This is a genomic window from Actinomadura sp. ATCC 39365 (assembly GCF_054392275.1).
The window spans coordinates 2,696,736-2,710,874 of record NZ_CP184335.1 but is presented as its reverse complement, the minus strand read 5'-3'; the positions used below and the strand labels follow the sequence as shown (position 1 = coordinate 2,710,874).

The following is a 14,139-nucleotide window of genomic DNA, read 5'->3' as shown; positions in this document are numbered from 1 at the left end:
ACCCGCGGGGAGGGGAATCCGTGCCTGGATGGCCGACGGTCGGCCGCGCCGACGATCAGGAACTGGTCGCCGCTCTGCGGCGGGCCGACACCGACGCTCCCGCCGCCCTGTACGACTCCTACGGCGAACGGCTCTACGACTACGCCCTCTCGCTGATCGGCGACCGGGACTCGGCCGCCGACGCCGTGCACGACGCCCTGGTGACCGCGCAGGGCTGCGTGGACCGGCTGAAGGAGGCCGGCCGCCTGCGCGCCTGGGTGTACGCGCTGACCAGGTTCCAGGTCCGGGCCAGGATGGCGCACCGCGGCACGCCCGCCGGGGGCCTGCCGCAGGCGCCGCCGTCCACGCCGTCCGGGGAGCCGGACTCCGAGCTGGCCGGGCTGGTCCGCGAGACGCTGGGCGAGCTGAGCGGGAACGAGCGCGAGATCGTCCTGCTCTCGCTGCGTCACGGCCTGACGCCGGTCGAGGTCGCCTCGGTGCTGGGGCTGACCTCCCGTCAGGCCGCCACCCGGCTGGGCCGGGCCCGCGACCAGCTGGAGAACGCCGCCGCGGCGGTCGTCCTGGCGAAGACGGGCCGCGCGCACTGCCCGGACCTGTCGGCGATGGTGGACTCGTGGGAGGGGCCGCTCACGCCGTTGCTGCGGCGGCGGCTGTCGGGCCACATCGCCGGGTGCGAGGTGTGCACCGAGGGCAAGCACCGGCAGGTCCCGGCGTCGCGGCTGCTCGACCTGGTGCCGGTCGAGTTCCCGCCGCTCTCGCTGCGCCGCCGCGTGGTGGACACCTGCGTCGATCCCGGGCGCGACCAGACCAGGACGCTGATCACCGACCGCGGCGACAACTTCGACCGGACCGGCTTCCCGGTGGCCGCCGAACGACGCTCGCGCCGCCGCCGTCCGCGCCGCCTCGGGCCGGTGGTGCTGGCCGGCGCGTGCGTGCTGGCCGCGACCGGGGCGGTGGTCGTGCTGAACGGCGGCGACGCCGCACAGACCGCGCTCACCCTGACGCCCACGCCCACCCTCTCCTCCCCCGAGCTCACCCCGGAGCCGGCGCCGGAGGAGGACGTGACGCCCGAGCCCACGCCGAGCGCCGATGCGCCGGAGACGTCCCCCTCCGCCACGCCGACGGTCCGGCGGCCCGCCCGGCGGCCCAGCGGCGGGCCGGCCGCGCCCACGGTGAGCCGCCGCAGGCCCGTGCCGGTCGCCCGGCTCGGCACGACGTGCCCCGCCTCGATCGCGGGCGCCGCCAAGATCGGGCTGCGCGCCCGCAACGCCGCGGTCTCCTGGGTGGCGACCGCGTCACAGGGCCTGGACGTGTTCCCCGCCAGCGGCTCGGTCAAAGCGGGCGGCTCGGTGTCGATCTGGGTGACCGTCGTGGACCCGAGCGCCGGCGGCCGCGGCCGCGTCTCGTTCACCTCGAACGGCGGCGCCGCCACTTGCCCGCTGGCCTGGAACGCCGACCGCGCCCCGGAAACCGATCCCCCTCCGATCCGCCCACCCCCACCGCCGAGCCGTCCGAGACGCCCAGCGAGGCGCAGACCTCGAATGTGGACGCGGCACCCCAAGGGTGACGAACAGCTCCCCAGAGAGAGCGGACATAACGGGATAAACAGGACCCTGGCTCGAACATCATAGGCCACATAGGGCATTCTGGTTAGCTTGGGGAACACGCCCGGAAACCCGGAGTCACCATGTCGTGTGGCGGAAGTCACACGAGAAACTTCGCCATGCCGGTGAACCTCAACGGCTCACCAAGCGTCGGCATTGACGTGCCCGGACCCGGATTGGTCCCATGAAATTCGATCAACCATGTCTTGACCAGAAAGAGCAGGAGAGAAACAGGAGATGCTCAAGCACCGCAGAGCGCTGGCATGGCTGCTGGCGCTCGCCTGCATAGCGGGGGCCGTGGTCGCGCTGTTCGACCTCGACACCCCGCTGCGCCCGTTCTTGATCTCCCTGTTCCTCATGGTGGTGCCGGGGGCGGCAGTGGTGGGACTGTTGCGCGATCGTGACCCCCTTGCCGCACTATCAGTAGGAGCCGCGGCCAGCCTCGTCCTGAACGTGCTCCTCGCCGAAGCCATGCTGCTGTTCAACGCATGGTCGCCCAGAGCCGGCGTGGCGACGGTCGCCGTGCTCGGAGGGTTCATGTACGTGCTTCGCGTGTTGTACCGGGGGAAGAACATGCAGACCGAACAGGGGGCCAGGGCAAGGTGAACATCCAGGTAGTGCGCCCGAGAGACCTCGGAGACTCCGAGCGCGCCCGATGGCGCGAGCTCCAGAAGGCCGATCCGAGTCTGGACAACCCGTTCCTCTCCGTCGAGTTCGCCGTGGCGATGGACCGCTTGCGTGACTACGTGAGGGTGGCGGTCATCTCCGACGGCAACCGCATCGCCGGGTTCTTCCCGTACGAGCGGCACAGCTTCGGCATCGGCAAGCCGCTCGGCGGCTTCCTGACCACCTGCCACGGCCTGATCGCGGTCCCCGACCTGCAGCTCGACGCCAAACAGCTGCTGCGCGCCTGCAAGCTCAGCGTGTTCGACTTCGATCACCTGGTCGCCGGCCAGCCGACGTTCGCCCCGTACGAGGCCGACGTGCGCCCGGCCCCCGTGATGGATTTCACCTCCGGCTTCGACTCCTGGCTGGAGCAGGTCAAGAGCAACTCCCCCAAGAACCTCAAGACCGTCCGCTACAAGGAGCGCAAGTTCGGCCGGGAGCAGGGCGGGCTGCGTTTCGAGTGGAACGCCACCGACCCCGAGGTCCTGCGCACGCTCCTGGCCTGGAAGTCCGACCAGTACCGGCGAACCGGCCGGGTCGACCGGTTCGCCCAGCCCTGGATCGTCGAACTCATCGACATGATGCATGCCGAGAAGTCATCGGACTTCTCCGGCATCCTCACCATGCTTTATGCCGGGGACGTGCCTGTTGCCGGGCATTTCGGTCTCCGTACGGCCACGACGCTTGTAGGGTGGTTCCCCGCCTACGACACCGAGTACGCCCGCTACTCGCCCGGCATCGTCCATCACCTGCAGATGGCCGAGGCCGCCGCGAACGACGGGATGCACATGGTTGACATGGGCAAGGGCGGCAAGGAGTACAAAGACTGGCTCAAGAGCGGGGTCCTGTACGTCGCCGAGGGCCGCATCTCACGACCGTCCGCGACCGCGGCCGTCCACTGGATGGGCCGAACTCCTTTCAACAAAGCTCGAACAATCGTCTTGGATCGACCGTCTCTTTATAAGGCGGCCGACCGCGTCCTCAAGGGCTTTGGTCGGGTGCGCACCTCGATGCAGCAGCAGCAGGAGTCACCCAATGTAGTCAAAGAACCAACGGGAGCCGGCTGAACGCTCCCGGCACCACCCCCGGCACCAGCACACACCCTCACTCCACAGGACCCAACAATGCACCGTTCGTCGGCTCCGCCATTCCCGCAGCACCCGGGGATGGCTCCGTGCAGTGAGCGGGGCCGGGTCCCGGAAGGATATCCCTCGTCATGAGTCCCGAGATCACCAAGCACAACGGCAAGGTCCAGAAGTCGCCCTTGCGTTCCATGCCTCCCCCTTCCAGCTTCACGCCCGTCACCCCTCACCTGGCCATTTCCCCTACGGTGAGCGTGGTCGTCCCGGCGATGAACGAGGCCGAGAACCTGCCGCACGTCTTCGCGACGATCCCCCAGTGGGTCGACGAGATCGTGCTCGTCGACGGCAACTCCGTCGACGACACCGTCGAGGTCGCCAAGCGCCTGCGGCCCAACGTGAAGATCGTCACGCAGACCGGCAAGGGCAAGGGCGACGCCCTGTCCGCCGGCTTTGCCGCGTGCACCAGCGACATCATCGTCATGATCGACGCCGACGGCTCGACGGACGGCCGCGAGATCATCTCGTTCGTGGGCGCCCTCGTGACCGGGGCCGACTTCGTCAAGGGCTCGCGCTACGCCGCCGGCGGCGGCAGCGACGACCTGACGCTCAACCGGCGCCTGGGCAACAAGGTCCTCACCGGCATCGTCAACGTGATGTACAAGACCAGCTACACCGACCTGTGCTACGGCTACAACGCGTTCTGGGCGCGTCACCTCGACGTGCTCGACCTCGACTGCGACGGCTTCGAGGTCGAGACCCTGATGAACGTGCGGGCGGCCAAGGCCGGGCTGAAGGTGCACGAGGTGCCCAGCCACGAGCGCAACCGCATTCACGGCGAGAGCAACCTGCGTGCCGTACGAGATGGCTTCCGTGTGCTCAAGACGATCCTGAAGGAGTGGCGCCGCCAGCCCTCCGCCCCTCAGCCTGAGCCCACCGCCACTCCCGCCGCTGACCGAGGCGTCGCGTAAGAGGAACCGTTGTGAACACGTCTGTTGTCATCTGCGTCTACACAGAAGAGCGCTGGGAGGACATCAGGCAGGCAGTCGAGTCGGTCGAGAACCAGAGCCGCCCGGCACACGAGCTGATCCTGGTGGTCGACCACAATCCGGACCTGCACCTGAAGCTCAAGCGCGCCTATCCACAGGCCATCGTGGTGGAGAACACGCACGAGCAGGGGCTGTCCGGCGGCAAGAACACCGGCGTGGCCACGGCCACCGGTGAGATCGTCGCGTTTCTCGACGACGACGCGGTCGCCGACGCGGGGTGGCTGGAGGCTTTGGAGGAGGGCTTCCAGGAATCCGGTGTGGTGGGCGTGGGCGGGCGTACCGACCCCTTGTGGGCGTCGAAGCGCCGGCCCGGCTGGTTCCCGTACGAGTTCGACTGGACGGTCGGGTGCACGTACCGCGGCATGCCCGCGGTGCGCGCGCCGATCCGCAACGTCATGGGCGGCAACGCCGCCTTCCTGCGCGAGGTCGTCGCCGAGGTCGGCGGCTTCCACAGCGGCATCGGCCGCAGCGTGCAGGGCCGCAAGTCGCGCCCGCTGGGCTGCGAGGAGACCGAGTTCTGCATCAGGCTGAGCCAGCGCAAGCCGGGCTCGGTCATGCTGTTCGAGCCCCGCGCGGTCATCGGGCACAAGGTGTCCAGGCAACGCGAGGGCTTCGCCTACTTCAGGTCCAGGTGCTACGCCGAGGGCCTGTCGAAGGCCCTGGTCACGCGGGAGGTCGGCACCCAGGACGGCCTGGCCAGCGAGCGCGCCCACGCGATGAAGACGCTGCCGCTCGGCGCGCTGCGCGGCGTGGGCGACGCGCTGCGCGGTGATCTGTCCGGACTCGGCAGGGCCGCCGCGATCGTCGTCGGCCTGGCCTGGACGACCTGGGGTTACGTGGTCGGCACGGCACGGCTGAAGGTGGCACGCTCATGATCCGCATTCCGATCCTGATGTACCACTCGGTCAGCGACAGCCCCAACGACGACACGCGTCCGCACGCCGTGCGGCCGTCCGACCTGGCCGAGCAGCTCGCCTACCTGTCGGAGAGCGGGTTCACCCCGCTCACGCTGGGCGACCTGGTGGCCGCGCTGAACAAGATCGACGGCCGTACGGTGCCGGCGAAGCCGATCGTCCTGACCTTCGACGACGGCTACGCCGATTTCCACAGCCAGGCGCTGCCGCTGCTCGACCGCTACAACTTCCCGGCCACGGTCTTCCTGACCAGCGGCTGGGTGTCCGACGCCGGCAAGGACGCCGCGGGCCGTCCGCTCGACGACATGCTGTCGTGGGGGCAGGCCCGCGAGGCCGCCCAGAACGGCATCGAGATCGGCGGCCACAGCCACAGCCACCCGCAGCTCGACCAGCTCCGCACCGACGATCTGCGGCAGGAGCTGCGCAGGAACAAGGGCCTGCTGGAGGAGAAGATCGGCGCGCCGGTCGCCACCATGGCCTACCCCTATGGCTACTCCAGCGCCCGGGTCCGCCACGAGGTGCGCAAGGCCGGCTACTTCGCCGCCTGCGCCGTGAGCAACACCATCGCGGCCGACCGCCACGACATGCTCGCCATCCCCCGCCTGACGGTCGGCAAGCCGACGACCATCAGCATGTTCAAGCGCGCCGTCGAAGGCAACGCCGTACCTCTCATCTACCTGCGCGAACGCATCCTCACCAAGGGGTACGCGGTCGTCCGGCGGACGAGGTACGGGCTGCAGCGGGTGCGCGGAAATGTCTAGCCTGCGGGGAAAGATCCTGCGCGACCTCAGTAATCCGCTCTTCCGCCAGGGTTACGCCCTGATGGCCAACACGGTCGTCACGGGCACCCTCGGCATGGGCTACTGGCTGCTCGCGGCGCACTTCTACACCCCCGAGGAGTTCGGGCGCGGCCAGGCGGTGATCACCGCGATGCGGCTGTTCGCGTCGCTGACCGCGCTCGGCTTCGTGGGCGCGCTGGCCCGCTTCCTGCCGGTGGCCGGGCGGCGCACGCCCGAGCTGATCCTGCGCGGCTACGGCCTGGCCGCCGCCACGGGCGGGGTCGCGGCGCTCGGCTTCCTGCTGACGCTGCCGCTGTGGGGGAAGACGTACTCGGTGCTGGCCGGGTTCGGGCCGGGGCTGTTCTTCCTGGCCTCGGTGCTGGTGTGGGCCGTCTTCACGCTCCAGGACGTCGTGCTGACCGGGTTGCGCAAGGCCACCTGGGTGCCGGTCAACAACCTGGTGTTCGGCCTGGTCAAGATGGGCCTGCTGGTCGCGCTGGCCGGCGCGCTGCCCGACGGCGGGATCTTCGTCTCGTGGATGATCCCCACCGCGCTCGCGCTGATCCCGGTCAACTGGCTGATCTTCGGCGTCGTCGTCCCCCGGCACGTCAAGAGCCTCGGCACCGCCCACGAGCCGCCCCGCCTGCGGCAGATCGGCCGGTTCCTGGCCGGCGACTTCCCCGGCACCCTGTCGATCCTGGCGATCGTCTACCTGGTGCCCGTGGTGGTGGCGACCAAGGTGGGCGAGGCCACGTTCGGGCGCTTCTCGATGGCCCACACCCTGGCCAGCATGATCGAGCTGCTGGCCATGAACATGGCGGTGTCGCTGACGGTCGAGGGTTCGTTCGATCGTTCCAAACTGGCCCTGAACTGCCGGCGGGCGCTGCGGCGCGGCTTCATGATCGTGACTCCGATCATCGTGGTGGCCATCATCGGGGCGCCGCTGATCCTGACCGTCTTCGGCGCCGAGTTCGCCGACGAGGGGTCCACGCTGCTGCGGCTGATGGCGCTGGCCGTGCTGCCGCGAGTGCTGATCGAGGTGTACCTGAGCGCGTTGCGGGCACAGAGCCACGCGCGCACGCTGGCGCTCGTGCAGATCGGGCTGGCGGTGCTGGTGCTGGTGTCCACGGTGGCCCTCTTCCCGCGCTTCGGGGTGAACGCGGTGGGTTACGGGCTGCTCTGCAGCGAGCTGCTGGTGGCACTTCTGATCTTCGGAAATCTACGCAAAATACTCAATTTTGGTGAAACTGGGCAGCCGACTGTCACTCAGGGGTCGTCCGGGGCCGCATGATGGTCAACGTGAGGCAACGGGACGGCGATGGCATGACTAAGGGGAAGACCGGCTCCTCCGACGTTCGCAAGGACGCCGGGGAGGAGACAGAGACGCCCTTCGATCCGGAGGCCACGGGGGTGATCCCGCGGCTGACGTTCGACGACGGTCAAGGGGGCGCGCCGGCGTCCCCACCGGAGTCGGACGAGGAGGCGCCGGAGGCGTCCGACTCCTCGGCGGAGGTGAACGCCGAGACGACGACGGCCTTCCGCGTCCCCGGAGCCGTGCACATCGGCCACCCGCCCACGGCTGACGAGCCCGCTGCCGAGCCCGCTGCCGAGCCCGCTGCGGGGCCTTCGCAGGCGTTCGCGGAGCGCGAGGCGGAGGGGCAGCCCGAGTCCGCGGGGCCCAACGCGTTCACCGCCAGGGCACCCCACGCCCCGGCCCCGGCGGCCGGCCCGTCCGGCCCCGAGGGGGCGTCCACGGACGGCGCGGCTTCGAGCGGCGCGGCTTCGAGCGGCGCGGCTTCGAGCGGCGCGGCTGCGAGCGGCGCGGCTGCGGACTCCAAGGGCTTGTCGGCTGCCGGGACCATGCCGATGCCTGCGGCGGGGTCTTCCCAGGCTTCCGCCTCCGGGGCTGCCAAGGGCGGCTCCCCCACGACTGCTGACAGCGGCGACACCTCCTCGAAGAGCCCCGCGGCACCCACAAACTCGAAGGGCTCCGGATCGGCTGGGTCACCTGCGACGGGGGCCGCTCGTTCTGGGGCGTCCGACGCGAAGGGCACTTCGCCGAACGGCGGGGCGGGCGCTGGTCGTCCCGGTGTCGCCGACGCGGGCGCGTCCGGCGCGGACGCCGCCCGTACTACCGGCGCCGGTGCGTCTGGTGTGTCCGGTTCCCAGGGCGGCGGGCCCGAGGGGGCTGGTGCCGCGGGTTCCAAGGCGGGCCGTCCTGGTGGGGCTGCCGTCGAGGGCGATGGTGAGAGTGACGGCAGGACCGTAGCCTTCCGGGCGCCTGCTTCCCGGACGGCCAGTGGCGGTACGGCCGCTGCCGGTGCCGCTGGGGGTGTTGTGGCGTCGGGGGTCGGGGCTCCGGTTGTCGAGCGGGCTCCGGCGGCTTCCGGTGACGGGCAGGTCGTGGGCGGCCCGCGGGGCGGCGAAGGCGCGCCCGTGGCCGCGGGGCAGAAGGGCCGGGTCGCCGGCGGGCGGGTCGGGGCGCTGATCGCCAGCGCGCCCAAGTGGTTGCCCGTCGTCCTCGTGCTCGAGGGCCTGCTCATGTACATCCTCGCCCTGCGCGTGCCCCCGGGCCCGCTGCGGGGTGTGGACCCGGCGAACATCAACGGCCTGGGCCTGATCTCGGCGCTGCCTGCGACGGCGTTCATCGCCATCCTGATCATGATCGTGTCGTTCTTCGTCACGGTCGCCCAGAGCACCGACCGCAAGTTCCTGCTGTTGTTCCAGATCGCCGCCATCACGTTCGCCCTGCACGGCGCGGGCGCGCTGGTGGCCAGCGAGCCGCGCTTCCCCACGGCGTACATCCATGCCGGTTTCGTGGAGTTCATCTCCAGGACGGGCGAGACGGCGATCAGCATCGACGCCCGCATGGGCTGGCCGGGCTTCTTCGCGTTGTTCGCGTTCGTCACCAAGGCCGCCGGCATCACCGACATGACGACGATCCTGCAGTGGACGCCGCTCCTGTCGAACCTGCTCTACCTGCTCCCGTTCGTCCTGATCCTGCGCCAGGTGGTGGCGACGACGCGGGCCCGCTGGTTCGCGGCGCTGCTGTTCATCCTCGTGCAGTGGATCGGGCAGGACTACTTCTCGCCACAGGGGTTCACCTTCGCCCTGTATCTGGCGTTCGTGGCGATCCTGTTGCGCTGGTTCGGACGGGTGGAGCCGCGAACCAAGCCGGTCCCGCCCAAGGGGCTGCGCAAGCTGCTGGGCAAGCTCGACGCGATGACGCCCGGCGAGATCGTGAACACCGGCACCTACCGGGCCGACAAGCTGCTGATGCTGCTGATGTTGCTGGCGCTGTTCTTCGCGTCGGTGGCCTCGCACCAGATCACGCCGTTCATGATGCTCGGCGTGGTGACCGCGTTCCTGATCTTCAAGCGGACCTCGCTGACGTGGGCGCTGCCGTTCTTCCTCGGTCTCGTGACGCTGGCGTGGATCAGCTACATGACGGTCGGGTTCTGGGCGGGCCAGATCGACGCGATCTTCGGCGGCCTGGGCAAGATCCTGCAGAACATCGGCAGCGCCACCTCCGACCGCGTCGAGGGCAGCGACCCGGCGCACGCGCTGGTGTTGCAGGCGCGGCTCGGCATCCTCGGGGTCATCCTCTCGCTGGCGGCGGCCGGGCTGTTCCGGCGGCTGCGCCGCGGGGTGTTCGACCGGTCCGCCCTGATCCTGCTGTGCGTGCCGGTGCTCGCGCTGGGGCTGCAGAGCTACGGCGGCGAGATCGGGCTGCGCATCTACATGTTCGCGCTGCCGGGCTCCTGCCTGCTGGCCGCCTACGCGTTCTTCCCGAACCTGCCGGCCGACAGCGCGGACGTGCGCGAGGAGACCGTGCCGCTGCGCAGGCGTAACGTGCGCTTCAACCCCGAGCTGACCAGGAAGATCTCGGTCGTGCTCGCGGCCTGCTTCGCGGTGCTGTTCGCCTTCGCGTTCCTGCTGGCCCGGTACGGCAACGAGAAGTTCGAACGGGTCACCACCGGCGAGGTCGCCGCCCTGCACTACGTCTACGACCACGACAAGCCGAGCGCCAAGGTGCTCTACCTGGTGCCCAAGGAGGGCCCGGAGGTCACGCCGACCCTGCCGTGGGGTGAGCGGGACGTCGAGCTGGTCAACTTCGGCGTGCAGGCGCTGGTGCACAAGGACCCGACGCAGATCGCCGACGCGGTGGCCAAGCTGAAGGAGCAGCCGCGGAACTCGTACCTGATGGTGAGCCGCGGGCAGGTCAGCTACCTGCAGCTCAACGAGGGCTTCCCGGAGGACTGGGGACAGCGGTTCCGGGCCGCGCTGGACGCCTCGCCCGACCTGAAGAAGGTCTTCGCCAACGACGACGCCGCGCTCTACACCTGGAAGAAGTTCGTGAAGGGCACGGAGATCCCCGATCCCAACCCCTACAAGGGACGTGGCGACCCCACCTCGCCGTGGACGCCCGTCGGCATCGGGGCGCTGGTCGTGACGTGGGTGGCGCTGTTCGGCTACGAGGTCATCGGGCTGAACGGGCCGAACCGGGCACGACGGGCGCGCAGAGGGCTGATGTTCCTGGCCATCCCGGCGTTTTTGATCTCTATAGCAGTGATCGTGGAGAGATTTATCCACATCGCACTAAATAACTGAATTCACAGGAAACGCTAAGGTTTTGCGGGATGATGTAGGCCTGATGAGGACACAGGAGACACTTCCCGCCATGCCCGATGCACGACTCGCGGCTGCGAGGATCACTTCTGTGGACGCCCTGCGCGGCTTCTCGCTGCTGGGCATCCTCGTCGTCAACATCGCCTTCCTGGCCTCCGGTTACCGGATGGCCGGGATGGCGGAGCCCGGCTTCGACTCCTCGCTCGACTGGGTCGTGCGCTGGACCGTGACGCTGTTCATGGAGAACAAGTTCTACCTGCTGTTCTCCTTCCTGTTCGGGTACAGCTTCACGCTCCAGCTCGACTCGGCCGTCCGGCAGGGGCGGGCGTTCGTGCCGATGTTCCTGCGCCGCCTGGGCGGGCTGCTGCTGATCGGCCTGGCCCACGCGGTGCTGCTGTTCCCCGGCGACATCCTCACCACGTACGCGTTCGTCGGGATCGCGCTGCTGGTGCTGCGCAGGATCGGCCCCAAGACCGCGATCGTGCTGGCCGGGCTGCTGACCCTGATGCTCGCGTTCGGCTTCCTGATGCTGGCCCTGCTGGCGATGGTCGGCCTGGACGCGTCCGGCACGGTCGCCGAGGGCACCGCGGAGGCCGCCAGGTCCGACACCGCCCTCGGCGGGGTGTTCTGGCAGATCATCTCCGAGCACATGCGCAAGCTGTCGCTGATCGTCCTGCTGCGGGTGCTGTTCCAGGGGCCGGCGGTGCTGGCCGCGTGCCTGATCGGGCTGGCGGTCGGCAAGCTGGGCGTGCTGCGCGACCTGTCGGCGCACAAGGTGGCGCTGCGCCGGTTGCAGTGGACCGGGTTCACGGTCGGGCTGGCCGGCGCCTTCGTCTACACGCAGTCGGCCTGGAACGGCACGGTGAACAAGTTCCTGGGCGAGGCCATCGACCTGGTGACCGCGCCGCTGCTGGCCGCCGCGTACGCGGCCACGTTCCTGCGGGTGCTGCCGTACCTGCCGCGGGTGGGCCGGGCCCTGGCCGCTCCCGGGCGGATGGCCCTGTCGAACTATCTGGGCCAGTCGCTGATCTGTTCGCTGATCTTCACCGGTTACGGCCTGGCCCTGGTGGACCGGGTCAGCCCCGCCGTCGAGGTGCTGATCGCGCTGGCCATCTTCGCCGTCCAGGTGCTCTACAGCCACTGGTGGCTCAAGGACCACCGGTACGGGCCGGTGGAGTGGGTGCTGCGCTTCCTGACGTACTGGCGCAGGCCCACGGGCGAGCGGCACAAGACCCGCGACTCCGCGCGAGCCGTCTGAAATCGTCTGTCCAAAGACCCCTTGGGCGATGTACGCTCCTACGTGTAAGGAAAATCTTTCACGTGACGGGAAACCATGACCGATGCCGGGCCGACCGGTGACGAGCTGGTCGAGATGCTGGCGGCGCTGGGCAACCCCCTGCGGGTGCGCATCGTCGCGACCCTGGCCGCCGGCCGCGACTATGTGAGCCACCTGGCCCGCGAGATCGGCGTCAGCCGTCCGCTCCTCCACATGCACCTGCGGCGGCTGGAGGCGGCCGGCCTGATCGTCGGCACGCTGGAGCTCTCCGAGGACGGCAAGGCCATGAAGTACTACGAGGTCACCGACTTCGACGTCCACCTCACCGCAGCGGCGCTGGCCGAGGCGGCCAAGACCATCACCGCGCCCGACCCGGAGCCCAAGGAGCACCCCTGATGCCCACCGCCTGGCCCGAGGTGATCTTCATCCTCGGCGTGCTGCTCGTGACCGGCTTCCTGATCTGCCTGGTCATCGTCGGCCTCTTCGACTTCCGCAAGGCGAAGCTGGAAGCCCTGCAGAAGGACGACCTGCGCCGGCTCGTGCAGAGGTTCGAGCAGCTTGCCGAGAACACCCTTGACGCCCAGCAGCGCTCGGCCGCCGACCTGGCCGAGCTGCGCGCCCGTACGGCGTCGATCGAGCAGATCCTCAGAACCGTCGAATAGGAGCGTGCCATGAAGGCCATCCGTTACGCCGCCTACGGGCCGCCCGAGGCCGTCATCGAACTGCGTGAGGTCGAGCCGCCGCCGGTCGGCGACGACGACGTGCTGGTCCGGGTGCGGGCCGCGTCCGTCAACCCGGGTGACTGGCACTTCGTGCGCGGTCTGCCGTACGTGATGCGGGCCGTCTGCGGGCTGCGCCGGCCCAGGTTCGACGGGCTCGGCATGGACCTGGCCGGACAGGTCGAGGCGACGGGCCGCAACGTCACCCGGCTGAAGCCCGGCGACGAGGTGTTCGGCCAGTTCCGGGGCGCCTTCGCCGAGTACGTCGCCGTCCCCCAGGACAAGGTGCTGCTGGAGAAGCCGTCCGGTTCGACGTACGAGCAGGCGGCGGCCGTGCCGCTGGCGGCGCTGACCGCCTACGAGGCCCTGGCCACCAGAGGCGAGGTCAAACCGGGGCAGAAGGTCCTGGTCATCGGCGCGGCGGGCGGAGTGGGGACGTTCGCCGTGCAGATCGCCAAGGCGCTGGGCGCCGAGGTGACCGGCGTGTGCAGCGGCGGCAAGGCTGACCTGGTCGCGTCCTTGGGGGCCGACGAGGTCATCGACTACACCAGACAGGACTTCACTCACCACGCCGGCCGGTACGACGTCATCCTCGACAATGTCGGCGACCGGCGTCTCGCGGACTACCGGCGCGCCCTGACCCCCGTCGGCACCTACGTCCCCAACTCGGGCTCCAACGGCGGGTCGCTCCTCGGGCCGACCGGTCGCATCCTGCGCGTCGTCGCGACGAAGCCGTTCGTCCGTCAGCGCCTGGTCAACTTCGTCACGGCCGGGAACCGGGACGCGCTGGCCGCCGTACGCGGGCTCATCGAGGCGGGCGAGGTCGTCCCGGTCGTCAGCCGGACGTACCGGCTGGACCAGGTGCCCGAGGCCATCGCCCACGTCGAGGAGGGCCACGCCACGGGCAAGGTCGTCGTCACCCTCTAGGGCGCTGCCAGGCGGCGCTGGGCGGAGCGGAGCATGGCCCGGACGACGATCGGGTGCACGAGGCGTACCGGCCAGAAGTAGAGCCGGCCGCGCCGGCCCTTCAGCCGGACGGTGGTCGTGACCCGCACGAGCCGGGCCTCGCGATCGACCCCCACCCCGCAGCGGAAGTCCAGGTGCCGGTCGTCGGCCACGATCAGCGCCTCCTCCCCCTCGACCCGGGCGACCCGGAAGACGTCGCGCGGCGCGCGCGGGATGCCGACCAGCGGCACGACCGCCTGGCGCAGCCACAGGGCCGCGGTGATCCAGCGGGGCATCGACCTGATCGAGAAGACGGCCTTCGCCCAGGCCCGCGGGTCGTCGGTCGCGCGCGGCGGCAGCACGCCGACGATCACGTCGGCGTAGTCGGGCGCGGGCATGTCGTCCAGGGCGGACGACCAGTAGACGGGTGTTCTCATGACGCCTCCATACGGTGCCGTATGGAGAGGACTATACGGTAC

The 14,139-nt window shown here is 69.8% G+C and carries 14 protein-coding genes; 12 read left to right on the top strand and 2 right to left on the bottom strand.

The window, feature by feature from the left end:
* Positions 1-20: 20 nt before the first annotated feature.
* The 7 genes from ACNF49_RS13615 (at position 21) to ACNF49_RS13585 (ending at position 7,382) form a co-directional block, all read left to right on the top strand.
* A complete protein-coding gene (locus ACNF49_RS13615; protein WP_482943862.1) occupies positions 21-1,631 on the top strand; it encodes an RNA polymerase sigma factor in 1,611 nt (536 codons plus the stop codon).
* Positions 1,632-1,841: 210 nt separating this feature from the next.
* Positions 1,842-2,210, top strand: coding sequence for a hypothetical protein (locus ACNF49_RS13610; protein WP_352327059.1), 369 nt, complete (start codon positions 1,842-1,844; stop codon positions 2,208-2,210).
* Between the two features lie 11 nt (positions 2,211-2,221).
* Entirely contained in the window at positions 2,222-3,337 is a 1,116-nt protein-coding gene (locus ACNF49_RS13605) for a GNAT family N-acetyltransferase (RefSeq protein WP_482943861.1), read from the top strand.
* 149 nt (positions 3,338-3,486) lie between these two features.
* Positions 3,487-4,320 (top strand): glycosyltransferase family 2 protein, encoded by an 834-nt coding sequence (locus ACNF49_RS13600; RefSeq protein ID WP_357978338.1) that lies wholly within the window; start codon positions 3,487-3,489, stop codon positions 4,318-4,320.
* 11 nt (positions 4,321-4,331) lie between these two features.
* Positions 4,332-5,273 (top strand): glycosyltransferase family 2 protein, encoded by a 942-nt coding sequence (locus ACNF49_RS13595; RefSeq protein WP_357978341.1) that lies wholly within the window; start codon positions 4,332-4,334, stop codon positions 5,271-5,273.
* Complete coding sequence (locus tag ACNF49_RS13590) at positions 5,270-6,073, top strand: polysaccharide deacetylase family protein (RefSeq protein ID WP_357978344.1); 804 nt, start codon at positions 5,270-5,272, stop codon at positions 6,071-6,073. The genes ACNF49_RS13595 and ACNF49_RS13590 overlap by 4 nt, the downstream gene beginning before the upstream one ends.
* A complete protein-coding gene (locus ACNF49_RS13585) occupies positions 6,066-7,382 on the top strand; it encodes a lipopolysaccharide biosynthesis protein (RefSeq protein ID WP_482943860.1) in 1,317 nt (438 codons plus the stop codon). The genes ACNF49_RS13590 and ACNF49_RS13585 overlap by 8 nt, the downstream gene beginning before the upstream one ends.
* 148 nt (positions 7,383-7,530) lie before the next feature.
* On the opposite strand, the gene ACNF49_RS13580 is transcribed toward ACNF49_RS13585, so the two are convergent.
* Positions 7,531-8,004 (bottom strand): hypothetical protein, encoded by a 474-nt coding sequence (locus ACNF49_RS13580; protein ID WP_482943859.1) that lies wholly within the window; start codon positions 8,002-8,004, stop codon positions 7,531-7,533.
* 523 nt (positions 8,005-8,527) lie between these two features.
* On the opposite strand from ACNF49_RS13580, the gene ACNF49_RS13575 reads away from it, so the two are divergent.
* The 5 genes from ACNF49_RS13575 to ACNF49_RS13555 all read left to right on the top strand — a co-directional run bounded on the left by ACNF49_RS13575 (position 8,528) and on the right by ACNF49_RS13555 (position 13,642).
* The gene (locus ACNF49_RS13575; RefSeq protein WP_482943858.1) at positions 8,528-10,702 is read left to right on the top strand and encodes a hypothetical protein; all 2,175 of its coding nucleotides are present in this window, start codon (positions 8,528-8,530) and stop codon (positions 10,700-10,702) included.
* 109 nt (positions 10,703-10,811) lie between these two features.
* A complete protein-coding gene (locus ACNF49_RS13570) occupies positions 10,812-11,978 on the top strand; it encodes a DUF418 domain-containing protein (protein WP_482943857.1) in 1,167 nt (388 codons plus the stop codon).
* Between the two features lie 75 nt (positions 11,979-12,053).
* The gene (locus tag ACNF49_RS13565; RefSeq protein WP_482943856.1) at positions 12,054-12,392 is read left to right on the top strand and encodes an ArsR/SmtB family transcription factor; all 339 of its coding nucleotides are present in this window, start codon (positions 12,054-12,056) and stop codon (positions 12,390-12,392) included.
* Entirely contained in the window at positions 12,392-12,658 is a 267-nt protein-coding gene (locus tag ACNF49_RS13560) for a hypothetical protein (protein ID WP_352351958.1), read from the top strand. Before ACNF49_RS13565 ends, ACNF49_RS13560 begins: the two co-directional genes overlap by 1 nt.
* A gap of 9 nt (positions 12,659-12,667) precedes the next feature.
* Positions 12,668-13,642 carry an NAD(P)-dependent alcohol dehydrogenase gene (locus ACNF49_RS13555; protein WP_482943855.1) on the top strand — a complete coding sequence of 325 codons (975 nt, stop codon included), beginning with the start codon at positions 12,668-12,670 and terminating at the stop codon, positions 13,640-13,642.
* Here the strand turns inward: ACNF49_RS13555 and ACNF49_RS13550 are convergent.
* On the bottom strand, positions 13,639-14,097 hold the full coding sequence (locus tag ACNF49_RS13550; protein ID WP_482943854.1) for a DUF2867 domain-containing protein: 459 nt from the start codon (positions 14,095-14,097) through the stop codon (positions 13,639-13,641). The genes ACNF49_RS13555 and ACNF49_RS13550 overlap by 4 nt on opposite strands.
* Positions 14,098-14,139: the final 42 nt, after the last annotated feature.

What these genes read in the sequence shown, in the direction of transcription:
- ACNF49_RS13555 (WP_482943855.1), top strand. Translation starts at nt 12,668, where the DNA reads ATGAAGGCCATCCGTTACGCCGCCTACGGGCCGCCCGAGGCCGTCATC.
- ACNF49_RS13590 (WP_357978344.1), top strand. Translation starts at nt 5,270, where the DNA reads ATGATCCGCATTCCGATCCTGATGTACCACTCGGTCAGCGACAGCCCC.
- ACNF49_RS13560 (WP_352351958.1), top strand. Translation starts at nt 12,392, where the DNA reads ATGCCCACCGCCTGGCCCGAGGTGATCTTCATCCTCGGCGTGCTGCTC.
- ACNF49_RS13610 (WP_352327059.1), top strand. Translation starts at nt 1,842, where the DNA reads ATGCTCAAGCACCGCAGAGCGCTGGCATGGCTGCTGGCGCTCGCCTGC.
- ACNF49_RS13585 (WP_482943860.1), top strand. Translation starts at nt 6,066, where the DNA reads ATGTCTAGCCTGCGGGGAAAGATCCTGCGCGACCTCAGTAATCCGCTC.
- ACNF49_RS13565 (WP_482943856.1), top strand. Translation starts at nt 12,054, where the DNA reads ATGACCGATGCCGGGCCGACCGGTGACGAGCTGGTCGAGATGCTGGCG.
- ACNF49_RS13550 (WP_482943854.1), bottom strand. Translation starts at nt 14,097, where the DNA reads ATGAGAACACCCGTCTACTGGTCGTCCGCCCTGGACGACATGCCCGCG.
- ACNF49_RS13600 (WP_357978338.1), top strand. Translation starts at nt 3,487, where the DNA reads ATGAGTCCCGAGATCACCAAGCACAACGGCAAGGTCCAGAAGTCGCCC.